The 22261-nt window shown below is 68.9% G+C and carries 23 protein-coding genes; 12 read left to right on the top strand and 11 right to left on the bottom strand.

Annotated elements, in window-relative coordinates; all coding sequences use genetic code 11:
• Positions 1-82 precede the first annotated feature (82 nt).
• The 6 genes from ON33_RS29140 (at position 83) to ON33_RS29115 (ending at position 5573) form a co-directional block, all read left to right on the top strand.
• Positions 83-979: a DUF5666 domain-containing protein gene (locus tag ON33_RS29140; protein ID WP_040862325.1), complete on the top strand. Its 897-nt coding sequence runs from the start codon at positions 83-85 to the stop codon at positions 977-979.
• 59 nt (positions 980-1038) lie between these two features.
• Complete coding sequence (locus ON33_RS29135) at positions 1039-2175, top strand: TtfA family protein (RefSeq protein ID WP_245550825.1); 1137 nt, start codon at positions 1039-1041, stop codon at positions 2173-2175.
• A 148-nt stretch (positions 2176-2323) separates the two neighbouring features.
• A complete protein-coding gene (locus tag ON33_RS29130) occupies positions 2324-3151 on the top strand; it encodes an SDR family NAD(P)-dependent oxidoreductase (protein WP_040862324.1) in 828 nt (275 codons plus the stop codon).
• A gap of 8 nt (positions 3152-3159) precedes the next feature.
• Entirely contained in the window at positions 3160-3705 is a 546-nt protein-coding gene (gene pyrE, locus ON33_RS29125) for an orotate phosphoribosyltransferase (protein WP_040862323.1), read from the top strand.
• Positions 3706-3828: 123 nt separating this feature from the next.
• On the top strand, positions 3829-4887 hold the full coding sequence (locus tag ON33_RS29120; RefSeq protein ID WP_040862322.1) for a beta-ketoacyl-ACP synthase 3: 1059 nt from the start codon (positions 3829-3831) through the stop codon (positions 4885-4887).
• The gene (locus ON33_RS29115) at positions 4887-5573 is read left to right on the top strand and encodes a lysoplasmalogenase (RefSeq protein ID WP_040862321.1); all 687 of its coding nucleotides are present in this window, start codon (positions 4887-4889) and stop codon (positions 5571-5573) included. The genes ON33_RS29120 and ON33_RS29115 overlap by 1 nt, the downstream gene beginning before the upstream one ends.
• A 146-nt stretch (positions 5574-5719) precedes the next feature.
• Here the strand turns inward: ON33_RS29115 and ON33_RS38685 are convergent, their stop codons facing one another.
• The 7 genes from ON33_RS38685 to ON33_RS29080 all read right to left on the bottom strand — a co-directional run bounded on the left by ON33_RS38685 (position 5720) and on the right by ON33_RS29080 (position 12197).
• On the bottom strand, positions 5720-6241 hold the full coding sequence (locus ON33_RS38685; protein ID WP_051153006.1) for a hypothetical protein: 522 nt from the start codon (positions 6239-6241) through the stop codon (positions 5720-5722).
• 160 nt (positions 6242-6401) lie between these two features.
• The gene (locus ON33_RS29105; protein WP_040862320.1) at positions 6402-7514 is read right to left on the bottom strand and encodes a phosphotransferase enzyme family protein; all 1113 of its coding nucleotides are present in this window, start codon (positions 7512-7514) and stop codon (positions 6402-6404) included.
• Positions 7511-8833, bottom strand: coding sequence for a purine-cytosine permease family protein (locus ON33_RS29100; protein WP_040862319.1), 1323 nt, complete (start codon positions 8831-8833; stop codon positions 7511-7513). The genes ON33_RS29105 and ON33_RS29100 overlap by 4 nt, the downstream gene beginning before the upstream one ends.
• A gap of 98 nt (positions 8834-8931) precedes the next feature.
• On the bottom strand, positions 8932-9351 hold the full coding sequence (locus ON33_RS29095; protein ID WP_505792487.1) for a hypothetical protein: 420 nt from the start codon (positions 9349-9351) through the stop codon (positions 8932-8934).
• 116 nt (positions 9352-9467) lie between these two features.
• Positions 9468-10079, bottom strand: coding sequence for a Uma2 family endonuclease (locus ON33_RS29090; protein WP_051153004.1), 612 nt, complete (start codon positions 10077-10079; stop codon positions 9468-9470).
• A 40-nt stretch (positions 10080-10119) separates the two neighbouring features.
• Positions 10120-10782 carry a LuxR C-terminal-related transcriptional regulator gene (locus tag ON33_RS29085; protein WP_083869377.1) on the bottom strand — a complete coding sequence of 221 codons (663 nt, stop codon included), beginning with the start codon at positions 10780-10782 and terminating at the stop codon, positions 10120-10122.
• A 23-nt stretch (positions 10783-10805) separates the two neighbouring features.
• Positions 10806-12197, bottom strand: a complete 1392-nt coding sequence (locus ON33_RS29080; protein WP_040862317.1) for a sensor histidine kinase — start codon at positions 12195-12197, stop codon at positions 10806-10808.
• Positions 12198-12289: 92 nt separating this feature from the next.
• On the opposite strand from ON33_RS29080, the gene ON33_RS41755 reads away from it, so the two are divergent.
• The 3 genes from ON33_RS41755 to ON33_RS29065 all read left to right on the top strand — a co-directional run bounded on the left by ON33_RS41755 (position 12290) and on the right by ON33_RS29065 (position 14605).
• Positions 12290-12697: a DUF4190 domain-containing protein gene (locus ON33_RS41755; protein ID WP_157184778.1), complete on the top strand. Its 408-nt coding sequence runs from the start codon at positions 12290-12292 to the stop codon at positions 12695-12697.
• A gap of 18 nt (positions 12698-12715) precedes the next feature.
• On the top strand, positions 12716-13399 hold the full coding sequence (locus tag ON33_RS29070; RefSeq protein ID WP_051153001.1) for a TrmH family RNA methyltransferase: 684 nt from the start codon (positions 12716-12718) through the stop codon (positions 13397-13399).
• Positions 13400-13462: 63 nt separating this feature from the next.
• Positions 13463-14605, top strand: a complete 1143-nt coding sequence (locus ON33_RS29065) for a glycoside hydrolase family 76 protein (RefSeq protein WP_245550823.1) — start codon at positions 13463-13465, stop codon at positions 14603-14605.
• 4 nt (positions 14606-14609) lie between these two features.
• Here the strand turns inward: ON33_RS29065 and ON33_RS29060 are convergent, their stop codons facing one another.
• Together ON33_RS29060 and ON33_RS29055 are read right to left on the bottom strand one after the other, a co-directional pair.
• Complete coding sequence (locus tag ON33_RS29060; RefSeq protein WP_040862315.1) at positions 14610-15305, bottom strand: DedA family protein; 696 nt, start codon at positions 15303-15305, stop codon at positions 14610-14612.
• Positions 15306-15355: 50 nt separating this feature from the next.
• Positions 15356-16009, bottom strand: coding sequence for a DedA family protein (locus ON33_RS29055; RefSeq protein WP_051153028.1), 654 nt, complete (start codon positions 16007-16009; stop codon positions 15356-15358).
• A 226-nt stretch (positions 16010-16235) separates the two neighbouring features.
• On the opposite strand from ON33_RS29055, the gene fbaA reads away from it, so the two are divergent.
• The 3 genes from fbaA (at position 16236) to ON33_RS29040 (ending at position 20031) form a co-directional block, all read left to right on the top strand.
• On the top strand, positions 16236-17273 hold the full coding sequence (gene fbaA, locus ON33_RS29050; RefSeq protein ID WP_040862314.1) for a class II fructose-bisphosphate aldolase: 1038 nt from the start codon (positions 16236-16238) through the stop codon (positions 17271-17273).
• A 90-nt stretch (positions 17274-17363) separates the two neighbouring features.
• Complete coding sequence (locus ON33_RS29045) at positions 17364-18482, top strand: BTAD domain-containing putative transcriptional regulator (RefSeq protein WP_040862313.1); 1119 nt, start codon at positions 17364-17366, stop codon at positions 18480-18482.
• A gap of 85 nt (positions 18483-18567) precedes the next feature.
• Positions 18568-20031, top strand: coding sequence for a glycoside hydrolase family 183 protein (locus ON33_RS29040; RefSeq protein WP_040862312.1), 1464 nt, complete (start codon positions 18568-18570; stop codon positions 20029-20031).
• Between the two features lie 144 nt (positions 20032-20175).
• Here ON33_RS29040 and ON33_RS29035 read toward each other — a convergent pair whose 3' ends face one another.
• Both ON33_RS29035 and ON33_RS38680 read right to left on the bottom strand, forming a co-directional pair.
• On the bottom strand, positions 20176-21252 hold the full coding sequence (locus tag ON33_RS29035) for a fused (3R)-hydroxyacyl-ACP dehydratase subunits HadA/HadB (RefSeq protein ID WP_040862311.1): 1077 nt from the start codon (positions 21250-21252) through the stop codon (positions 20176-20178).
• 265 nt (positions 21253-21517) lie between these two features.
• Positions 21518-22261, bottom strand: a 744-nt coding sequence (locus ON33_RS38680) for an Rv0361 family membrane protein (protein WP_051153000.1), incomplete at its 5' end; no start/stop codon positions are given.

The raw sequence follows: 22261 nt of genomic DNA, 5'->3' as shown, positions 1-22261 counted from the left end.
CGAGGTGTGATCGATGCGCGGATCGGGAACCGTCCGGTCGAGTTCGCGGCTCCGGACGGGTCCTCCGCCTACCCTGGAGACCATGACTGATCCGAGCGATCCGTGGTCGCGGCGGCCGGAACCGGGCACGGGGGAGGGGCTCGCCGAACAGGCCGCACCAGCCGGCCACACCTCGGATCCGGCCGCGGCGTACGGGCCCACCGAAGCCACACCCGGCGGTCCGGCCGACTATTTCGGGCAATCGCCCGGGCTCGACGACACCCGCGTGCTGCCACCGGCCGACGCGCAGTGGGGTGGCTACGAGACCGGCGGCGGCTACGAGCCGACCGCGGTCTATCCGGGTCAGCCGGGGTACACGCCGACGAGTAGCTATGGCGCGCCCGGCTATCCGCCCGCCGGGGGCGCGCCCGGATATCCGGATGGGGGCGGGCCGGGCTATCCGGGCGGTCCGGGGATGCCGACCGGTGGGTACCAGCCCGCGGGGTTCCCGCAGAACCCGCCGCCCCCGCCGCCGCGCAGGACCCTCATGTGGATCGCGCTCGCCATCGTCGCGGTCATCGGAGTCGCCGTTGTCGGCGTCGTGGCGGGAACCGTGCTGTCGAACAACGATTCGTCCAACGGCGCCGCCGCGCCCAGCGGCATCAAGACCTCCGGGTTCCCGATGCCCGCCAACACCTCGGCCCTGCCCCTGCCCAGCGGCATTCCCACCATCCCGGGCCTCGGCGATCTCGACCAGCTCGGTGCGAACATGGGCACCATCTCGAACAACGACGGTTCCACCCTCACCATCACCACCCTGTCCGGTGACACGGCGACTGTGAAGACCGACGGCAAGACCCAGGTGATTTCGCTGGGCAGCACCAAAGTTTCGGATCTGCCGGTCGGTGAGGTCATCATGGTCCAGGGCGACAAGAACGCCGACGGATCCATCCAGGCGAAGCTGATCATCAGCACCTCGCTGCCGAGCGGAACCCGATGACAAACGACTCTGCGGGCGTAGCGGGCATTCGTGCGTCCAGGTGGATAGGGTAGGCGGCGATGACGGCAATATGGTTCGGGCTGGCGGCGATCGCGCTCGTGGGTGCGATCGTGCTGCTCTATTTCGATCGGCTGCAGCGGCAGCGCACCGGGCATGTGCGACAGGTCTGGGCGAAATCCCAGGGCTACACCTATGTTTCGGTGGAGCCCGCGCTCGCCTCCACGTGGCGGCGCGGCGCCCTGGCCAAGCTCGGCTACCTGTCCGCGGTGGACGTGGTGTCGGGCAACCGCAAGGGTGAGAAGTTCGTGCTCTTCGATCTGGAGGACGCCGCCACCCTGGTCGCGGTGCGCCGGCAGATCGGCTCGGACATCGATATCGACCTGCGGCTGAAAACCGCGGCGCCGCCGAAGGATCACGATCTGGAGCTGCTCGGCGCCATCGGTGACCGAGTGGTCTTCGCCACCAACCCGGACATCGCCCGGCACGCGGTGGATCAGCGCATGGTGGCGTTCATCGAATCGCTGCCCGACACCGTGCAGCAGCTGTGGTCCGAGGGCAACTGGACGCTGGGCATGCTGCCGGTGGGCGCGGTGGCCAAGGACTGGGAGATGGCCATCGACGCCGTGCTGCGGCTGTCGGGCCTGCTGCACGTGCTGCCGCCGGTCATCAATGCCGAGCGCGGTCGCGACGAACTCCCGGAACCCGGTCGCTCGCACCCGGTTCCCGAGGACGACGACTACGACGGCCACGACGAATTCGGCGACTACGGCGACGAGGACGGCGACCGTCCCACCCGCCCGCGCGGCGACGAGCGCCCGGCCCGGCCGCGCGGCGAGGATGCCGACGACTACTCGTCCCCACTGGTCAGCGATATCGCCGGGGCGAGCGAGTCGGAGGGCGAGCCCGAAAACTGGCGTCCCGCACTGAAAGTCGTGCCGGATCCGCGCAACCGCCCGCGCCGCAACTGGCCGCCCGCCCCCGAGGACGAGGACGAGGATCGATTCGACGACGACCGGCCCCGCCACCCGGGTGACGAAGACCGTTGGGCGGAAACGGAATCCGACGATTGGCGCGACGAGCCCGAGTCCGATCGCGAGCCCGAGGAGGGCTGGCGGAAGGACCAGGGGCGCAGCGCTCCGCCCGGCGGCCCGTTCCATCCGGGCTTCCGGCCGTTCCAGGGACCCGCGCCGAGGTGACCCACCCCGGCCGTGTCCTCGCGCGGCACGCCGCAGCCACGTGGTGTCTGCGCGAATTCGCCGCGTGTGATTCGGTCAGGGATCAGAATGGGTGCGCACTTCCGGTCATTGCCGACCGCTTCCCGGTGTTGCGAGTGATGGGTCGTCGATGACCGAGAGTCCCCCTGATCGTCCGACGGGCACCGCGCGCCTGCCCGGCGCGCACCGCCCGGTGGCCTTGATCACGGGGCCGACCTCCGGCATCGGCAAGGCTTACGCCACCCGGCTCGCCGCGCTCGGCTACGACCTGGTGCTGGTGGCGCGGGATGAGGATCGACTGGCCGCGCTGGCACACGAGGTGGGGGTGCGTTACGGCGCGCGCGCCGAGACGCTGCCCGCGGATCTGAGCCGGTCCGCGGATCTGGGCCGGGTGGCCGAACGCCTGGCACAGGGCGTCGATTTCCTGGTCAACAATGCCGGATTCGGCATGTCGGGCGAGTTCTGGACGCTGGAACCGGACGCCCTGCAGCGGCAACTGGATGTGAACGTCACCGCCGTCGTGCAGCTGACCCGGGCGGCCCTGCCGCCCATGCTGCACGCGGCCAAGGGCACGGTGGTCAATGTGGCCAGTACCGCGGGCCTGATACCCGGACGGGGTTCGACCTATTCGGCCTCCAAGGCCTACGTCGTATCCTTTTCGCAGGGGCTGGCCGGCGGGCTGGCCGGAACCGGAGTCCGGGTGCAGGCCTTGTGCCCGGGATTCGTCCGCACCGAATTCCATGAGCGGGCCGGAATCGACATCGCCTCGCTACCGCGACCGTTGTGGTTGAGCGTGGACGAGGTGGTGGCGGGTTCGCTGCATGATCTGGAGAGGAACCGGGTGATCAGCGTGCCCGGTATGCAGTACAAAGCGATCGTCGCGATCGCCGGGTTCATCCCACGATCCCTGGTGACCCGCCTGAACCGGGGCCTGTTCAACGCACGCGGAAGGACATAGACACAGCAATGCAGGTAACGACGACCGACCGGGACAGACTCGCGGCCCTGGTGCGCGACCTCGCCGTGGTGCACGGCCGGGTGACCCTGTCCTCGGGCAAGGAAGCCGACTACTACGTGGACCTGCGCCGCGCCACCCTGCACCACGAGGCGGCCCCGCTGATCGGGAAGCTACTGCGCGAACTCGTGGCGGACTGGGACTTCGACGCGGTGGGCGGGCTCACCATGGGCGCGGACCCGGTGGCGGCCGCGGTCATGCACGCGCCCGGCCGGCCGATCGACGCCTTCGTGGTCCGCAAGGCCGCCAAGACGCACGGCATGCAGCGCCAGATCGAGGGCCCGGACATCGTGGGCAAGCGGGTGCTGGTGGTCGAGGACACCACCACCACCGGGAACTCCCCGCTCACCGCGGTGCGCGCACTGCGTGAGGCGGGCGCCATCGTGGTCGGTGTGGCCACCGTGGTCGACCGTGAGACCGGGGCCGACGACATCATCGCGGCCGAGGGTCTGGAGTACCGGTCGATCCTGGGCCTGAAGGACCTTGCGCTGGGGTAATGGACTTAAGTCCTTACCGGCGGGTTAACCAGACTTTGCTCTGGGCTGAACCCTTGCTCTGGGTTAGCCTGTTGCTGGTCTTACGTCCGACAAAGGTGTTGTGAAGGGTCGTGTGAGTCACCAGTGGTGAGCATTGCAATCAACAAGGGTCATCAAAATGTTGCGATGCTCGGCATCGGCGCCTATCGGCCCCAGCGCGTGGTCAGCAACGCCGAGGTGTGCGAGGTCCTGGACTCCACCCCGGAGTGGATCTTCGAGCGCACCGGCATCCACAACCGACGCTGGATCTCCGGTGACGAGACGCTGCGCACCATGGCGGTGGCGGCGGGCAACCGGGCGCTGGACAACACCGGCATCGACCGGTCCAAGATCGGCGCGCTCATCCTCTGCACCTCCAGCTGGCTCAAGCTGACCCCGCACGGTGCGCCGAGCGTCGCCGCCGACCTCGGCATGAACGGCATCCCGGCCTTCGACCTGACCTCCGGCTGCGGCGGTTTCGGTTACGGCCTGGGTGTCGCCACCGACATGATCCGGTCCGGCTCGGCCGAGTACATCCTGGTGATCGGCGCGGAGACGATGACCGTGGGCCTGGATCCGAAGGATCGCGGCACCGCCATGATCTTCGGTGACGGCGCGGGCGCGGTCGTGGTCGGGCCGAGCGACGAGAACGGCATCTCGCCGACCGTGTGGGGCTCCGACGGCGAGAACGCCGAGGCCATCGCGCAGGACGTGGACTTCCTGGAGTTCATGAACAAGGCGCAGCGGCTGCAGGGCACCGACCCCGAGATCGAGGCGGTGGGCCGGATGTCGCTGCACATGGAGGGCCCCAAGGTCTTCCGCTGGGCCGCGGTCACCCTGCCGCGCGCGCTGTCGAGCGCCATCGAGCAGTCCGGTGTGCACAAGGAGGACATCGAGGTGTTCATCCCGCACCAGGCCAATGCCCGCATCAACGAGCTCATGAAGAAGAACCTCGGGCTCGCCGATGACATCCCGATGGCCAATGACATCGAGAACACCGGCAACACCTCCGCGGCCTCGATCCCGCTGGCCATGGAGGAGATGCTGGTGACCGGTAAGGCCAAGGGCGGCCAGCTGGCGCTGCTGCTCGGCTTCGGCGCGGGCCTGTCCTACGCCGGCCAGGTGGCGGTGCTGCCGCCGGCGCCGGCCGAGCCCAGCTTCTGATGGCCCGCCCGTTCCGTGCGGCGTTCGTCGGCGCGGCGGCGGTGACGGTGTTCGGCGCCGTCACCGGACGCGAGAAATTGCAGTGGGCTGCCAAGCCTTTGCTGATGCCGCTGCTGGCCGCCGATGTGGCGGTGCACGGCGCCGAGCTGGACCGCGCCGATCGCACGGTGCTGCTCGGCTCGCTGGCGGCGGCCACGGTGGGCGATGTGCTGCTCATCGATCCGGACGACGATCGCCGATTGATCGCGGGCGCTTCGTCGTTCGCGGTCATGCAGACCGGGTACTCGTGGCTGTGGTTCCGGCGCGGCGGCCGGCCGCGCGCGCACGTCGTGGCCCCGCGGGTGGCGGCCTGGCTGGGCGCTGCGACGCTCCTGCGGTTCAAGTCCCCGGCGGTGGCGGTTCCGCTGGCCGCGTACGGCGCGACCCTCGGGACGGCGGCCACCCTGGCCTCGGATCCCGAGCTGGCCCTGGACGCGAAGAATATTGCGGGCGTGAACATTCCGAACGCCGATCCGCGGAGCCGGCTGGGTGCGGGCGCGCTGCTGTTCACGCTGTCCGACGGATTGATCGTGCTGCGGCGTATTTTCGCGCGGAGTGAGAAGTCGCGCCGGATCAGTGAGGGCGTCATTCTCGGCACTTACGCCGCGGCTCAATATCTGCTCGCGGATCCGCGCGCGCATCGGTGACCCTATCGGCACCCTTATAGGTAATCGAATCGGTATCTGTACAGGTCACCGTATCCGTCGCCGATAACCGTTGTGGGTCATCGAATTCGAAACGACAAGAACCCCATCCCGAAACTCGGGATGGGGTTCTTTTTATCCCCGAGAGATCAGGGCAGGACCTGCGGAACGGCATCCGGGTCGATCGCGCCGACGAGCAGGCCGATCAGCGCGCCATTGATGGCGGGGCCGAGGGCGCACAGCGGCAGCACGATGATGCCGACCAGGCTGATCGCGCAGACCGCGGCACCGAGCACGGCGCCGACACCAGCGCCCACGACGGCGGCATTGGCCATCGGGTCGTGGTTCTTGGCGTTCGGGTCGGTGGCGATGTCCTGCGGCTGCGAGATCTCGGCCGCGGCCGGCGTGACCTCGGGCGCAGCCGGCTGCTCGACATCCGCGGTGACCGGCTGCGCGGCCGCCGGGGCGACGGAGACCGCCGCAGGGGCGATGGACTCGGCGATGGCGTCGGCCGTCGGGGCCGCGGCGAGCTGTACGACCGGGGCCGACTGGGCGACCTCGGCCGGCGCGGTGGCGGAAGCCGTTCCCGCGCTGGCGAAAGCCGCCGCGACGGCGAGCGGCAGCGCCGCGACGATGGCCTTGCGCCCGAAATTACGAATGCTGTTGCGCATGATTTTCCTGTACTCCCGACCCCCGCGGCACGCTGAACTCAGATGGCGTGCAGAACGATTCACGTTGCCGATGGCAACGAAACAAGTTCTATCGGATCGCGGTCGCGGAATCAAGTCCCGCAGTTGCTATTCGAGATTCGGTGAATTGTGCTCGCCACCACTATGTGGCGATGCCCGGAATTCCTGGGATCGCGGCGAGCAGTGCGCGGCCCGCGGTGGATTGGGTCCACCACGCGGTATGGCCGAGAAAGTACTCGGTGTAGGCGATTTCGGCGTTCTTCGTATTGCCGCCGGGGACGACGCCGAGGAAGTAGTCGATCTCGGACAGCTCGTACTCGCAATGCACCAGGGGGAGCAGGGCCGGGAGGGCGTGGCGCTCGGCGGCGCTCAGCGGCCGCACCGACGTGTAGGCCGCGAGCAGGGCCCGTACCTGATCGAACCGCACTTGCGCGGGGCCGCCGCCGCGGATCGAAATCCAGTTCACGGCACTGCGTTCGAGGGCGGTGGCGAGATCGTGGACGGCGGTGGTGCGGTCGCACAGGCCGAAGTCGAAGACGGAGGTGACGTCGTGGTCGCACCAGAGCAGGTTGGTGCCGTGCCAATCATTGTGTGTCCACAGCGGTTCCAGGTCCGCGAGCAGGGGGCGCAGCCGCTCGAACGCGGGGAGGTGGACGCGCTCCAGGTCGCCACGCCAGTCGTGGTCGGCGAGGAAGGCGCCGAGCACCGGGCGTTCGAGGGCCCGGTGTGCCACGGCCGCAAGGGGATCGGCCGAGGCGAAGACGGTGAAGCCGGCCAGTAGCGGCCGGGCCGGCCGGGGCGGGGCCGCGTATCCGGCGGCCGCGAGGTGCAGGCGGGCCAGCATGCGCCCGGCGGCGGCCGCCTCGTCGGGGGAGCGGTACGGCGTCCAGGAGAAGACGCCCGCGTACTCGTCGTTCCCGGTCCCGAATTCCTGTACTTCGTAGGCGAAGTCGCCGAGATCGATGGTGTTCAGCACGCCCGGCACCGGAATGCCGTGTGCGCGTAGATGATCCATGAAGCGATGCTCCTCGCCGAGGGCGGCGGCATCGCGCAGCGTGCGCGGGAGGCGTTTGACGATGACCGCGCCGCCGCCGGGCAGCCGCACCCGGGCGGTGGCCGAGAGCGGCCGGAGGCTGCGCCAGGTGATGGCCGCGTCCTCACCCAGCACCGCGTCCACCTCGGTGGAAGTCAGTGCGGGCCAGTCGGGTTCGACCAGCGGGTCCAACCCCATGCCGTAGACGCGGCCGGCGGTCATCCCCGCTGGAACCGGACCAGGAGCGCGGTCACCGCCGCGGCCGCCAGGAACGAGTAGAGCGAGGCCGAGGACCACCAGCCGGGATGGATGTGCAGCGCGTCCTGCGCCCGGGTCCAGCAGCCGGTCCACCAGCTGATCGAACCCGGGTTGAACAGCTGGTAGGTGACGAATCCGACGGCCCAGGGCAGCAGCATGAGCGGCCGGGCGGGCGCGGTCTCGGTGAGGTTCCAGCCGGTGCGGCCGCGGCCGGAGAAGTAGTCCACGACCAGGACCGCGCACAGCGGGACGAAGACCGAACCGATCAGCACCAGGAAGTCGGCGTAATTGCTGAAATCGCGCACGGGCAGCGCCAGCAGTGTCACGGTCGCGCCGACCAGGCCCGCCAGCAGGCGGCGGTCCGCCCGGGGCAGCAGGTTCTGGATGGACATGGCGGTCGAGTAGATATTGGCGAAGGACTGATCCGATTCGCGCAGCACCAGGACCGCGAAGAAGAGCCAGCCCGCGGTGACGCCGAGGAAGGTGTCGAAGATGTTGTCGGCGCTGCCCGCGTGCAGGATCGCCAGGATGCCGAGCAGGTAGCACCAGACCTGGGCGACGGAGTAGCCGAGCACGGTGGCGTTCGCCGCGGTCCGGGCCGAGCGCGAATGCCGGGTGTAGTCGGCGGCCAGCGGCACGAAGGAGATGGACACCGCGAGGGTGCTGTCGACGGCGGGCCAGAAGCCGCTCCGGCTGGTGTCGGCCGGGAGCGGAACCGGTTGCCGCAGTAGCTGAATCGTGAAATAGACCAGGGCGACGGCGACGGCCGCGGACACGTATTTCCGCAGGGCCCGCACCGCTGACAGCGGCCAGATGGCCATGACGGTGGACAGCGCGCCGGCGCCGACGATGACGATCCAGTGCGGCACCCGGTCGTGGGTGAGGGCGGAGACGCCGAGTGTGATGACGGTGAGTTCGTAGACGCCCCACCCGACGCACTGCACGATATTGGCGACCGTCGGCAGATACGACAGCCGGGTGCCGAAGAGCCCGCGCAGCACCGCCATGGCGGGCGCCCCGGTGCGTGACCCGATGGCGGCCGGCCCGGCCACCATGGTGGCGCCGATCACGGTGCCGATCACGGTCGCCAGCAGTGCGCCGATCAGCGGCAGATGCGCCCCCTCGGTCGGGGTGAGGACGACCGCGGCGCCGCTGAAACCGATGAGGCTGACCCCGATGTTCAGCCAGAACGCCGCCTGATCGGTGAACCCCAGCATGCGCGGCGGCTCGGTGTCGAGCACCAGCGGCGCTTCTCTGTGGTCCTTTGTATCGGCGATCGTCATGGTCAGGATGCTACGGCCCGGATCGGGCGAATCCGACAGTCAGGCGGTCGCTGACCTGGATATATGGTTCGCCGCGCAGCGCCGCTGGGCGCTGTCGCTCACAGGCAGAGCATGATGCGGTCGCGGTTGCGCGGGTCGACGCGGATCGAAATCGTCCCGCCCACCGTGATTCTCGGCTTCACGACCGGTTCGACGTCGAACACGATGCTGCCGTAGTAGGTTTCCGAGCCCGGCACCACGAGCTCGAGCTCGAGTTCGGTGATCTCGGTGTAATGATCGGTGCGCTGCAGGGGGTGCACGCCCTCGATGTTGGCCCAGCCCTCGAGTCCGTGCCGGAGCAGTTTGCGGTCCGAGCGGGTGGGGCGCTGGGCGAACAGCATGCCGAGCCCGAGGAATGTTCCAAAGAGACCGACCAGTGTGACAATTTGGACAGGCGCCGTCCCCGGTGGCGTCAATGGAAGCAGCCACCCCAGCCACAACCCGAGTGCGACGAGATATGCCGCCGTCACTCCGAGCACCGTCCGGATTATGCGCGCGTGGTCCATACACCCTCCAACCACGGCCTTCAGACCTCCAGGATAGTCCCGAAGTCGACCCGTGTGGGCCGATCAGGCGAGGTCAGAGGGCCGTCGGGTCAGACGGGCGCGGCGGATGGGCGGAGCGCGGTGAGGGCGTCCAGATCGAGCGGCAGATCGAGGCCGTCGAGCTCCAGACGCACCGTTCCCGAGTGCTCGCCGGTCGGTACGTATCGACCGTCCCGCAGCCGATGCGTCAGCAGCCGCAGCGACTCCTCGGTCTCCAGCAGCCAGTAGTGCGCGATCCCCGCCGCCGCGTACTCGGCGAACTTCATGACCCGGTCCACCCGGCGCGAACCCGGCGACACGATCTCGATGGCCGCCAGCACATCCCCGGGCCGCACCCGGGTGGCGTGCTCGGCCCCGGCCGCACCGCCCACGATCAGCACGTCCGGCACCCGCACGGTCGGCGGCGCACCGTCGTCGATGATCAACTCGATGCGCGCCATGGCGGCCACCCGCCGCGGCAGCGCCCGTTCCAGCTGAGCGGCCAAGCGCCACACCGCGAGCTGATGGCGCGGCGGCTGCGGGGCCACCACCAGCACGCCGTCCACCAGTTCCCGGCAGTGCCGGTTGTTCTCGGGGAGCAGCGACCATTCCTCGATGGTCAGGAGGTGATTCGGCCAGTATTCAACCGATTTCAGCAATTCCGCGGAACTCGATCGAGTCATGGGCCCAGTCTTCCACGCCCGGCAACCACGCAGCGATGTTTCAACCCCGCAAGCGCAGAACGGCGAGGACCCGCCGATGATGCAGATCCGAGGGCGGAAGTTCCAGCTTGGTGAAGATATTGCCGATGTGCTTCTCGACCCCGCGTTCGGTCACCGAGAGGGCCTTCGCGATGGCCGCGTTGGACAGGCCCTGGGCCATGGATTCCAGCACCTCCCGCTCGCGCGGGGTGAGCCGGGCCAGCGAATCCTGTTGCCGGGCAGCGCCCATGAGCTGGCTGACCACCTCCGGGTCCAGCGCGGTGCCGCCGGTGGCGACGCGGCGCAGGGCCTCGGCGAAGTCGCCCACATCGGCCACCCGGTCCTTGAGCAGGTAGCCGACGCCACCCGCACCGGCGGCCAGTAACTCCGTGGCGTAACGGGTTTCGATCCACTGCGAGAACACCAGCACCCCGATGCCCGGATGGCTGCGGCGCAGGGCGAGCGCGGCCAGCAAGCCCTCGTCGGTGAAGCTGGGCGGCATGCGCACGTCGACCACGGCGACATCCGGCCGTTGCTCGGCCACCGCCGTATGCAGACCGGTCGCGTCGCTCACCGCGGCCGCCACCTCGAACCCGCGCTCCGACAGTAGCGCGGTGAGCCCGTCCCGCAGGATGGCGTTGTCCTCGGCGATGACTACTCGCAGCGACCGGTCCCCGGTAGCCATGACCTCGATGTCCACACCCTCGATCATTGCGGCCCGGCCAGCGGCAGCACCAGCGTGACCACCGTCGGGCCGCCGATCGGACTGTCCACCGTGAGGGCGCCGTCCACCGCGCGGGCCCGCTGCGCCAGTCCCGAAAGCCCGCCCGCCACAACGGCTTCGCCGGGCCCGGGGGCCGGCTGCAGCGCGCCGCCCTGACCGTTGTCGCGCACGCTCACCGCCAGTGAATCGGTTCCCGCCGGCCGCACGGCCACCCAGATCCGGTTCGCGGCAGCGTGTTTCACCACATTGGTGAGCAGTTCCGCGACCGAGAAGTAGGCGATCGCCTCGATGGCCGGGCTGGGCCGCAGCGGCAGCAGCACCCGCAACTCCACCGGCAGCGCGCAGCGGGCGGCCAGGGTCTCCAGCGCCGGTTCCAGCCCGAGTTCCAGGGCGGGCGGATGGATGCTGCGCACCAGCTCCCGCAGTTCGGTCAGTGCCTCCTTGGAACCGGTGCGGGCCTGGGCGATCAGGTCCGCGGCGTCGCCGCCCGCCGCGATCCGCTCCTCGGCGCGGCCCAGCATCATGGCGATGCTGACCAGTCGCGCCTGGGTGCCGTCGTGCAGGTCGCGTTCGAGCCGGCGCAGGGTGGCGGCGGAGTCGTCGACCGCGGCCCGGCGGCTCTCGCGCAGCCCGGCCAGCTCGAGGTCGCGTGCGGTCGGGGTGAGCAGCCAGAACGCGAGGGCACGGTGCAGGAAGCAGACGCCGCGGATCAGCCACGGCAGCAGGAAGCAGCCGAGCACGCCGAGCGCCGCGAAACCCAGTACACGCGGCCAGGTGTCGAGGTAGTAGTCGCCGAACTGGATCATCGACCGGTGCGGCACACCGCGTTCGTCCACATTGACCGGGTCCATGAGCGCCCACGGAATCGGCGACAGCGCAACGAAACCCGTCACCGCCACCGCGGTCAGGACGCCGTAGCCGATCACCACCCCCAGCAGCCCGTCGAGGATCAGGAACAGCAGGGCCCGATAGGAGGTCCGATCGGTGAAGGCGCTGCGCAGCCAGCCGATCGGCCCGGGCCGGAAGGTGAACGGCGGCGGCTCGGGCAGAGCCGCGTCCAGCAGCACCGCGCCCAGTACCCGGTGAATGCGGCCCCACACCCGCCCGCCCAGCAGCATGGCCGCGAGCATCGGGATGCCCACCACGAACACCGAGAGGTACAGGCTGCCGCCGATACCCAGGAACAGATAGACAGCGGCGGCGCAGCCCAGCCCGGAAACGATGATCAGGTAGGCGAATTCCTTCCAGGTGCGCGCCCGGAACGGTGTGACCAGGAAGGCCCGCAGCACGGACGCGGGGGTGGGACCGGGGCCCGGATCCGATTGCGGCGCTGGCGGATCGAGCACGATGCTGGGTAGGGCGGCCGTATCGCTCATGGATTCATCGTCGCGGGCGGCGCGGTGCGGTGGCGAGGGAGCAGCCCAGAAAGTATTCGGTGTAGCCAGCACGACCACCTAGCATTCAGCCCATGACCTACGACGCGCCCCCGCCGGGCTGGGATCCGCAGTCCCAGGGCTACGACAAGCAGCCGGGCTACTACCAGCAGCCCGGCTACAACCCGGGCTATCCGCCGCAGGCCCCCGGCTACTACCCGCCCGGCTACTACGGCGCACCGGTCCAGGATCATCCGCAGGCCGTGGTGGTGCTGGTCCTCGGCATCATGAGCCTGGTGTTCTGCCAGCTGCTCGGGCCGGTGGCGTGGATCATGGGCGGCAAGGCCCGCCGGGAGATCAACGAGTCGGGCGGCATGATCGGCGGTGGCGGGATGGTGACGGCCGGCTGGATCTGCGGCATCGTCTCCACCGCGCTGATGATCCTGGTCGCGCTGTTCGTCGTGTTCGCCATCATCGTGGGCGCGGTCGGCTCCTCGCACTAGGGAACTACCATCGCCCAGGTGAGTGCCGCCCCGACCGCCGACGAACCGCTGACCCCCGGACCGACCGAATGGGGTGAGCATCCGCACGGGGTCGGACCGTGGCGCGAGGAGTTCGGCACCGAGCCGCCCGACGATCCGCGCCTGGACCCGGACCTGCTCGAACACGGCGACCGGCGCAATGTGGTCGATGCCTATCGGTACTGGCGGCGCGAGGCCATCGTCGCCGACATCGACAGCCGCCGGCACCCGTTTCATGTGGCCATCGAGAATTTCGGCCACGACGCCAATATCGGCACGGTGGTGCGAACGGCCAATGCCTTCGCGGCGGCGGCCGTGCACATTGTCGGGCGCAAACGCTGGAATCGCCGCGGCGCCATGGTCACCGACCGCTACCAGCACATTCATCATCACGCGGATACCGATGAACTCCTGCGGTTCGCCGCGGCGGAGGGGCTGACGGTGGTGGCCGTGGACAATGTCCCCGGCGCGGTGCCGCTGGAGACCGCCACGCTGCCACGGGATTGCCTGCTGCTCTTCGGGCAGGAGGGCCCCGGCGTCACCGAGGCCGCGAAGAACGGCGCCCTGCTGACCGTTTCGATCGCGCAGTTCGGCTCGACCCGCAGCATCAATGCCGGTGTCGCCGCCGGCATCGCCATGCACGCCTGGATCCGTCAGCACGCCGACCTCGCCACCGCCTGGTGAGCTGGACGACTCTCGGTAACAAATCAGCCACGAGCGCACTGCCCGGCTGGCACGATAAGTCCTATGACTTGGCGGACCGGACGCAATATGGAGCCGACCGCCGCCCTCTGGTCGGAGCGCGCCGACCTGGCGGAATCCGCGATTCTCTCGCGTCACCTGCGGGCGCTGTGGGGCATGCCCGGCACCCAGCTCGGTGTCGTGGGCTGGCCCGCCACGAAAGGTGAGCGGGCCTTCGCCTTCTGGCACTACTGGTGGCAGGCCCATCTGATCGACTGCGCGGTCGACGCCGCCAATCGCGCGCCCACCCCCGCCCGCCAACGTCGCCTCTGGTCCATCGCCCACGCCATGCGCCTGCGCAATATCAGAGGCTGGACCAACGACTACTACGACGACATGGCCTGGCTGACAATCTCTTTGGAGCGGGCCCAACGCGCCCAGAGTGTCGCCGAGGTGCGGGGTGCGCTGCTGATCCTGGAGAAGACGCTGGTCAACGGGTTCGAGCCGGAGTTCGGAGCGGTCCCGTGGCGCAAGGGCTCGGACTTCTTCAACGCCCCGGCCAACGGTCCGGTGGGCATCGCCATGGCGCGGCTGGGCCGCTACCACCTGGCCGCGGAACTGGCCGACTTCCTCGACGCCAACCTGCGCGACAAGGAGACCGGCCTCATCTTCGACGGCATTCACTTACCCTCGGGCGAGGTCGAGAAGCCGGTCTACAGCTACTGCCAGGGCGTGGCGCTCGGCCTGGAGACCGAACTCGCGGTGCACACCGGCGAACCGCGGCACGCCGAGCGCGCCATCCGGCTGATCGACGCGGTCGAGGAGCACATGACCGCGGACGGCGTGGTGGTCGGCGACAGCGGCGGGGACGGCGGTCTGTTCAACGGCATTCTCATCCGCTACCTGGCGCTGGCCGCCCTCATGCTGCCCGGCGACGAACCCGCCGCGGTCGCCGCGCGCCGCAAGACCGCCGCCATCGTGCGGTCGTCCGCGACCGCGGCCTGGGAGCACCGGCTGGATGTGGAGGGCGAGCCGCTGTTCGGCTCGGATTGGCGGCAGCCCGCACGACTGCCGGGCATCGCGGGCGCAGGCGGTTTCGAGGGCGGTTCGGTGACCGCCTCACGCAGCCCGGAACGCGATCTGTCGGTGCAGCTTTCGGGCTGGACGCTGATGGAGGCCGCGCACACGGTGACGGCCGCCGGGTTGTGACCGGTCAGGCGCGGGGCACCCGGGGCAGCGGCACCGTCGCGGCCTCTTCCAGGTCGACGTCGAAATCCTCGGCGGGGCGCGCCATCTCGACCCGGTACTGCCGCACGCCCAGGAACGTGCCGAGAATCAGCCCGACCACCAGGGTCCCGATGACCGCAGGCATGAGCCAGGACATGTTCTCCAGGAAGCTGCCCGCGTAGTAGCCGGCCAGCAGGATGACCGGCGCCCAGATGACCGCGCCGACGGTCGAGGCGATGGTGTACTTGCGGTGATCCATGCCCGCAGCGCCCGCGACCAGCGGGCACAGGGTGCGCACCCACGGAATCCAGCGGGCCACCAGCACCGCCAGGAATCCGTGCTTGTGCAGCATGTCCGAAACCCGCGCCAGATTGCGGGTATTGACGTATTTCCCGTTCTTGCGCGCCACCAGATGATGTCCGGCGCGCTGGCCGAAGACGTACCCGACCTGGTTGCCGGCGATGGCCGCGATCATGGTGCCGATCGACAGCGCCCACACCTGACTCTCGCCGACCTGCGAGGCCAGCACCACGCCCGCGGTGATGAGCATGGAGTCACCGGGCAGGAACAGCCCGATGATGAGCGCGCACTCCAGGAAGACGAAGGTGAGGACGATCGTCCAGACGAGTACGGGTCCGGCGGTTTCGAGCGGACCGAATCCGCCCGAGGCGGAGGAGAACACGGGGCCGCCGGCGGCGAAAGTTGTTAGCGGGCTGGTCGACACCGAAGGGCTCAGCGGGTCGGCTCGTTCGTCGAGGTGGCGTACTCGGCCTCTGCCGGGGCCTGACCGCGGTGCAGCAGATTCTTCGCGACTGTGATGATGCCCGGCAGGATGGACACGAACACGATCAGCAGGAAGATCGCCTCGACGTTCTTACGGATGAATTCGACATTGCCCAGGAAGTATCCGAGCACGGTGACACCGCCACCCCATGCCACTGCGCCGATGATGTCGACCAGGGCGAACTTGCGGTAGTCCATCTTCGAGACGCCGGCCAGCACCGGCATGAAGGTGCGCACGATGGGCACGAAGCGGGCCAGGACGATGGTCTTGGGTCCGTGCTTCTCGAAGAAGGCGTGCGTCTCGGTGATGTAGTGCTGCTTGAAGAAGCGGGTGTCTTCCTTCTTGAACAGCGCCGGGCCGATGGTCCGGCCGATCCAGTAGCCGCTCTGGTCGCCCAGCCAGGCCACGAAGGCGGTCGCGGGCACCAGCCACCAGATGTTCATGCCCGCCGGCGGGTGCGCCTGGGCGGCCAGCAGACCGCCGGTGAACAGCAGCGAGTCGCCGGGGAGGATCGGGAAGAGCAGGCCGGTCTCGATGAAGACGATGGCCAAGATCGCCGGGAGCACCGCGTGGGAAAGCCACGTCTCCGTCAGGAGGTGCATGGGGTCCAAGATCGCGGGCAAGGCGGCGTTGGTCGTCACGGCATCGGATACGGCCAGCAAGGTCACGGCCACCACAGTACCGGTACCGCAGACATCACACCGAACGTCGAAGCAACCTCACAAACTTGTGGGGTATGTGAGGCCATTGCCCCGGAGAAACAGGGCTGTCCTATCGTGTCAGCTGACAGAATTTGTCGTACACGCCACACACAACACGGAGGTCACTGTGCCCATCGCGACTCCGGAGATCTACGCCGAGATGATTGCTCGGGCCAAGCAGAACTCCTTCGCGTTTCCCGCCATCAACTGCACGTCCTCGGAGACCATCAACGCGGCCATCAAGGGCTTCGCGGACGCGGGTTCCGACGGCATCATCCAGTTCTCCACCGGCGGCGCCGAATTCGGCTCCGGCCTGGGCGTGAAGGACATGGTGACCGGTGCGGTCGCGCTGGCCGAGTTCGCGAACGTGGTCGCGGCCAAGTACGACGTCACCATCGCGCTGCACACCGACCACTGCCCGAAGGACAAACTGGACACCTTCGTGCGCCCGCTGCTGGCCATCTCGGCCGAGCGCGTGAAGAACGGCCTGAACCCGCTGTTCCAGTCGCACATGTGGGACGGTTCCGCGATCCCGATCGACGAGAACCTGGAGATCGCCAAGGAACTGCTGAAGCAGGCGCACGCGGCGAACATCATCCTCGAGGTCGAGATCGGTGTCGTCGGCGGCGAAGAGGACGGCGTCGAGGCCGAGATCAACGAGAAGCTCTACACCTCGCCCGAGGACTTCGAGAAGACCATCGACGCGCTGGGCGCCGGCGAGAACGGCCAGTACCTGCTGGCCGCCACCTTCGGCAATGTGCACGGTGTGTACAAGCCGGGCAACGTGGTGCTCAAGCCCGAGGTGCTGGCCGAGGGCCAGCGGGTGGCCGCCGCCAAGCTGGGTCTGGCCGCCGACGCACAGCCCTTCGACTTCGTCTTCCACGGTGGTTCGGGCTCGCTGAAGTCGGAGATCGAGGACTCGCTGCGCTACGGCGTGGTGAAGATGAACGTCGACACCGACACCCAGTACGCCTTCACCCGCCCGGTCGCCGGCCACATGTTCGGCAACTACGACGGCGTCCTGAAGATCGACGGTGAGGTCGGCAACAAGAAGGTCTACGACCCGCGCAGCTACCTCAAGAAGGCCGAGACCTCGATGGCCGCCCGCGTGGTCGAGGCCTGCAACGACCTGAACTCGGCGGGACGCTCGATCAGCGCCAAGTAAGCTCAACGGTCGGGATTCCGCTGAAACAAGCGGAATCCCGGGCAATTTTCGAGCGGCGGGCGCGCCGCGGTCTCTATCGAGGCAGGTGGCATGACTGTCGATGTGCGGGTTCTGGGCCCCGTGCAGCTGTTGGTCGCCGGTCGGTCCGTGCCGGTCGGCGGCCCCAAGCCGCGAGCACTGCTGGCGGCTCTGACCGTGAACCGGCGGCGCGCGGTGTCCTCCCAGGCGCTGGCCGACATCGTCTGGAACGACGATCCGCCGGACTCCTACCAGGCGAGCCTGCAGGTGTTCGTCTCCAACATTCGCAAGACCCTGCGCACCGCCGGGGTCGACCCGGTGGCGCTGCTGCGCACCGAATCCGCCGGCTACCGGCTGGAAATCGAGGACGACGAGTGCGATCTCGGGCGCTTCGAGACGCTGCGCCGCGAGGGTTCCGAGGCCGCCTCGATCGGCGACCCCACCGCCGCGTCCCGGCTCTTCGGTCAGGCGCTGGCGGAATGGAGCGGCCGCGCCCTGGACGACCTGTCCGGCCTGGGTTTCGCGGAGAGCTTCGCGACCGCCATGGACGAGGAGCGGCTGCTGGTCGCCTCCGCCCGCATCGATTCCGAAATCACTTTGGGCCGAGCCTCTTCCGTGGTCGGCGAGCTGGTGTCGATGACCAGCGCGCATCCGCTGCGGGAACCGCTGTGGGCGCAGCTCATCACCGCCCTGTACCTGTCCGGCCGCCAGGCCGACGCGCTCGACGCCTGCCGCCGGGTGCGCACCGTGCTCGCCGACGAACTCGGCATCGATCCGGGTCCCGCGCTCATCGCGCTGGAGCAGAAGGTGCTGCGCCAGGAACCGTTGAGCACCGGGCAGATTCACGAGGTCGAGCGCATGGCCAAGGCCATGACCGAGACCGTCACCGAGATGCCGCGCGCGGTGCGCGCCGGGCAGCTGCGGCTCGCCGACGGCCGGGTGGTGCCGATCGGCCCGAACGGCGTGAAGATCGGCCGCATGACCGACAACGATCTGGTGCTCGACGATCCCAAGGCCAGCCGGTACCACGCGCAGATCACCCCGAGCCGGGCCGGTCTGCTCATCAAGGATCTGCACTCCGCCAACGGCATCTACATCAACGAGGAGTCCATCGAATCGGCCGCCGTGCTGGCCGACGGGGACGCCATCCGGATCGGCACCACCGTGCTCACCTTCCAGGCCCTGCACTGAACCTCCGGCGGTTTGCTCGGTTCCGGGGGTAGGGTCTCTGCCCGGAATGTGTTCGGAGAGCCCGAATACCGGAAGGGTTGAGTGCATGGCCAAGCGGCTCGTGGCGGCTGCGGGGGCGGCGATCGTCGGGGCGGGCGTACTCGTCGGCATGGGCGGTCCGGTCGCGGCGGATCCGGATCCTGGTGCGGCACCTGCCGTTCCGGGCATCGGGCCCTGCAGTACCGACGCCAAGCCCACACACGAGCCGCTGATCCCCAAGACCGTCGAGGTGCCGGTGTCCTATCCGGTGATCACGGTCGATCCCGGGCCGCCGCCGGAGAACACCAAGCGCGTGCCGGTGGAGTTGCCGTCGGATCCGTGCGTGAACCCGTGCCCGGACCTCACCGACACTCCGGCTCCGCCACCGGGACTCGCGGAGCAGCTCGGTCTCCCCAAGCTGATCGTGCGGCCGCAGCCGTTCAATTTCGCGCTCCCCAACCCGAATCCGCCGGAGCTGCCGCCCGGCCCCGCCCCGGCGCACCCGCCGGTCGAGGCCGCCGCGCAGGCACCCGTCCGGCCCGCGCCGCAGGTCTCCGACGTGCGTGAGGTGTCCAAGCTGACCGGCGCCGACTCGGTCAACCGCACCGACAAGCGCTGGCAGGTGCAGGGCACCGACCTGGGCATCATGTGGCAGAGCGCACCCGACGAGATCGCCATCGCGTTCGGCGACACCGTCGGCCGCGACTTCCATCCGCCGGGCGGCATGGGCGAGGACTGGCGCTCGAACCTGCTGGCCTTCAGCAAGAATCGGGATCTGGAGAACGGGGTCGTGTTCGATCGCATGGTCACCGACGACCGCTGCCACGCCACCGAGCTGCTGAGCAGTCGCAAGATGGACAATATCGAGATCACCACCATTCCGACCTCGGGTTTCGCCGTCGGGGACCGGCAGTACCTGAGCTACATGTCGATCCGCACCTGGAACAGCGTGCCCGGCACCTGGTACACCAACTACGGCGGCCTCGCCTACTCCGACGACCACGGCGAACACTGGACCAAGGATCCGTACGCCAAGTGGCAGAACATCTTCGGCCTCTCCAACTTCCAGGTGACGTCGATGGTGCCGCAGGGCGACTGGGTGTACATGTTCGGCATTCCCAACTCGCGCCTCGGCGGGGTGGGGCTGGCCCGGGTGCCGAAGGACCAGGTGCTCAACCCGACCGCCTACCAGTACTGGAACAGCGGCTCCTGGCTCCCCGAGACGAACGGATCGGTCACGGCCACACCGATTGTCGACGCGCCCGCCGGTGAACTGTCGGTGCGCTACGACGAGAGCCGCAAGGTGTGGCAGATGAGCTACCTGGACACCGCCAAGGCGGCACTGGTGGTGCGGGAGTCGGATTCGCCGCAGGGCGCGTGGTCCGACAGCACGGTCACCGTGAGCGCCCTCCAGTTCCCGGAACTCTACGGCGGCTTCATCCACCCCTGGTCGACCGGCAACGACATGTACTTCACCATGTCGACCTGGAGCGACTACAACGTCTACCTGATGCACGCCACGATCAACTGACGGCCGACTGACAGCCGAAAAGCACCCCCGGCTCGTTCCCCAACCGCAACAATTGATTTCGCTGCGGTTGGGGTAACTCCAGGGGTACGACCAAGATCGGTTCGGCACCTGACCGCGGCACGCGTGTGGGGCGGTCTGCTGCCCTCAGCTGTGCGCTGAGGTCCCGGGGAGGTGGGACAGCCGGATCTCGGCGACCGCCCGGCCGAACAGTTTCTTGCCCTCGGAGGTCGCGCCGAGCACGACGGTGGCCGCGCCCCGGGCGGCGTCCACCGACTTCACCTTGCCGGTGAACTCGACGATGGTCGGGGCGGTCGGCTCGACCGGCACGAAGCCGGAGAAGCGGACGCTGAACTTGGTCAGCGCCGACGGGTCGCCCAGCCAGTCCACCAGGTAGCCGGCGGTCAGGCCCATGGTGAGCATGCCGTGCGCCACCACGGTGGGCAGGCCGACCAGGGTGGCGGCGGTGTCGCTGAAGTGGATGGGGTTCGGGTCGCCGGAGACGCCCGCGTAGTTGACCAGGTCGCCGCGGGTGACCGGCACCTTGGCGGCGGGCAGCTCGGCGCCGGCGGTCAGGGTGGCGGCGGTGGGGATGGTGTGGACCGGCTGCGGCGGGGCGGGGGCGGCCAGCTCGGCGACCTCGTCGGGGGCCAGCAGAATCAGACCGGTCGGGTCGCCATCGAATTCGCCGGGCTCGACCACGTGGCCGTGCATGACCACGCCCGAGACCGTCTCGACCGTGGCGGGGTCGATCTCGACGCCCTTGCGGGCCACGATGGTGGTGGTGGCGACCAGGACCGGCAGTGCGTCGGCATCGGTGAGGGTGACCTTGACGGTGATGAAGTCGTTGTCGCCGAAGCTGCGGATGTTCTCGACGACGACGTCCACCCCGAGGCGGTCCTCGGCCAGGATCGGGCGGTAGTACTCGAAGACCTGATCGGTCTGCAGGATCTGCGAGACGTCGTACTCGGTGAGCACGGACCCGATCAGCGAACGGGTGGTGGCCGCGCCGATCACCGACGCGAAGGTCGGCGAGGCGAGCAGGCCACCGTAGCCGAGCCTCGCGGCGGCGGCCTCGGTGTGGTGTCCGGGGTGATCGTTGCGCACCGACCGCGCGAACTCGCGGATCTTCTCGCGGCCGACGTCGTAGTGATCACGGACACGGAAGTGCCGTCCGACCAGCTCGGCCGCGGTGGCTTCAGTAGCCTCTGCCGTTTCCGGCATGGTGTTCAGCTCCCTGCAAATCGAAACCCGGTGGGCCCGCACCACTTCTGCGGACACTGTCGTGGACGTATGCCGGACAGTGTTCCTGGACGGTGTACAACCGCTGAAGTGCCGGTATGCCGATACGGCCGGCCCGAACAATCCGGCACACACTACCCACGTGTCGGACTGTTGACCAGGTCTTTGTGATGTTCATCGCGACCGGAGCCGGGAATGCTTCAGTGACTCCGGTCGCAAGGGCTGCGGCGGGGTTTCGGGAAGCCGATCAGTGGCCGTTCTGCGGGTCGCACACCTTCCAGGAACCACCCTCGTTGCGCAGATCGAAGGTGCGGGCGGACGTCTTCGCCGGGTCCGCGGCGGTGTACACGGTCGCCTGGGCGAGCGCGGCATCGCCGGTGATCTGAATCGCGTCGACGCTCTTCACCTGCGGGATGCTCTTCTGATCCTGCGACGTCTTGTACACGCTGGCGAACTGGTCGGCCGAGATCTTCTGGTAGAAGTCGTGCTGCGCACCGCAGGTCACCGCGCGCAGCGCGTCCAGGTTCCCGGACTTCAGCGCGTCGGTGTAGACGGTGATCGTCTTCTGCACCTTGGCTTCCGGCGAGTTGTCGCTGTTGTGCGCGGTCACCCCGACCACCACACCGACGATCGCGATCACCGCGATCGCGGCCGCCGCCACGATGATCCACAGCTTCTTCTTCGACCCGCCCGGCGCCGCCGCGGTCCCGTCGGCCGCCTCGCCGGCGGCCGGAACCCGCTGGGGCTGCGCCAGGATCCGCGGTCCATCCCCCTGGATGTCCTGCGGCCCGGCCTGCCCCGGCCCACCGGGCATCGGGCCCTGCTGCACGCCCTGCGGCGCATTCGGTCCCTGGGGTGCGTTCGGTCCCTGGGGTGCACCGGGTCCCTGCGCACCCGGCCCCTGCGGTCCGCGCGGACCCTGCGGCGGGGCGCCCGCCCCGACCCGCTGCGGCGGCGCGATGCGCGGCCCGCCGATCGGCTGGCCCGGCAT

This window comes from Nocardia niigatensis NBRC 100131, from assembly GCF_000308655.1.
GTDB lineage: Bacteria > Actinomycetota > Actinomycetes > Mycobacteriales > Mycobacteriaceae > Nocardia > Nocardia niigatensis.
This window is presented reverse-complemented; position numbering and strand designations above follow the sequence as displayed.

What these genes read in the sequence shown, in the direction of transcription:
- ON33_RS29085 (WP_083869377.1), bottom strand. Translation starts at nt 10,782, where the DNA reads ATGGCTACCGGGGACCGGTCGCTGCGAGTAGTCATCGCCGAGGACAAC.
- ON33_RS29035 (WP_040862311.1), bottom strand. Translation starts at nt 21,252, where the DNA reads ATGCCGGAAACGGCAGAGGCTACTGAAGCCACCGCGGCCGAGCTGGTC.
- ON33_RS29135 (WP_245550825.1), top strand. Translation starts at nt 1,039, where the DNA reads ATGACGGCAATATGGTTCGGGCTGGCGGCGATCGCGCTCGTGGGTGCG.
- ON33_RS29055 (WP_051153028.1), bottom strand. Translation starts at nt 16,009, where the DNA reads ATGCACCTCCTGACGGAGACGTGGCTTTCCCACGCGGTGCTCCCGGCG.
- ON33_RS29045 (WP_040862313.1), top strand. Translation starts at nt 17,364, where the DNA reads ATGACTGTCGATGTGCGGGTTCTGGGCCCCGTGCAGCTGTTGGTCGCC.
- ON33_RS29100 (WP_040862319.1), bottom strand. Translation starts at nt 8,833, where the DNA reads ATGACGATCGCCGATACAAAGGACCACAGAGAAGCGCCGCTGGTGCTC.
- ON33_RS29105 (WP_040862320.1), bottom strand. Translation starts at nt 7,514, where the DNA reads ATGACCGCCGGCCGCGTCTACGGCATGGGGTTGGACCCGCTGGTCGAA.
- ON33_RS41755 (WP_157184778.1), top strand. Translation starts at nt 12,290, where the DNA reads ATGACCTACGACGCGCCCCCGCCGGGCTGGGATCCGCAGTCCCAGGGC.
- pyrE (WP_040862323.1), top strand. Translation starts at nt 3,160, where the DNA reads ATGCAGGTAACGACGACCGACCGGGACAGACTCGCGGCCCTGGTGCGC.
- ON33_RS29080 (WP_040862317.1), bottom strand. Translation starts at nt 12,197, where the DNA reads ATGAGCGATACGGCCGCCCTACCCAGCATCGTGCTCGATCCGCCAGCG.
- ON33_RS29140 (WP_040862325.1), top strand. Translation starts at nt 83, where the DNA reads ATGACTGATCCGAGCGATCCGTGGTCGCGGCGGCCGGAACCGGGCACG.
- ON33_RS38685 (WP_051153006.1), bottom strand. Translation starts at nt 6,241, where the DNA reads ATGCGCAACAGCATTCGTAATTTCGGGCGCAAGGCCATCGTCGCGGCG.
- ON33_RS29065 (WP_245550823.1), top strand. Translation starts at nt 13,463, where the DNA reads ATGACTTGGCGGACCGGACGCAATATGGAGCCGACCGCCGCCCTCTGG.
- ON33_RS29115 (WP_040862321.1), top strand. Translation starts at nt 4,887, where the DNA reads ATGGCCCGCCCGTTCCGTGCGGCGTTCGTCGGCGCGGCGGCGGTGACG.
- ON33_RS29130 (WP_040862324.1), top strand. Translation starts at nt 2,324, where the DNA reads ATGACCGAGAGTCCCCCTGATCGTCCGACGGGCACCGCGCGCCTGCCC.
- ON33_RS29040 (WP_040862312.1), top strand. Translation starts at nt 18,568, where the DNA reads ATGGCCAAGCGGCTCGTGGCGGCTGCGGGGGCGGCGATCGTCGGGGCG.
- ON33_RS29090 (WP_051153004.1), bottom strand. Translation starts at nt 10,079, where the DNA reads ATGACTCGATCGAGTTCCGCGGAATTGCTGAAATCGGTTGAATACTGG.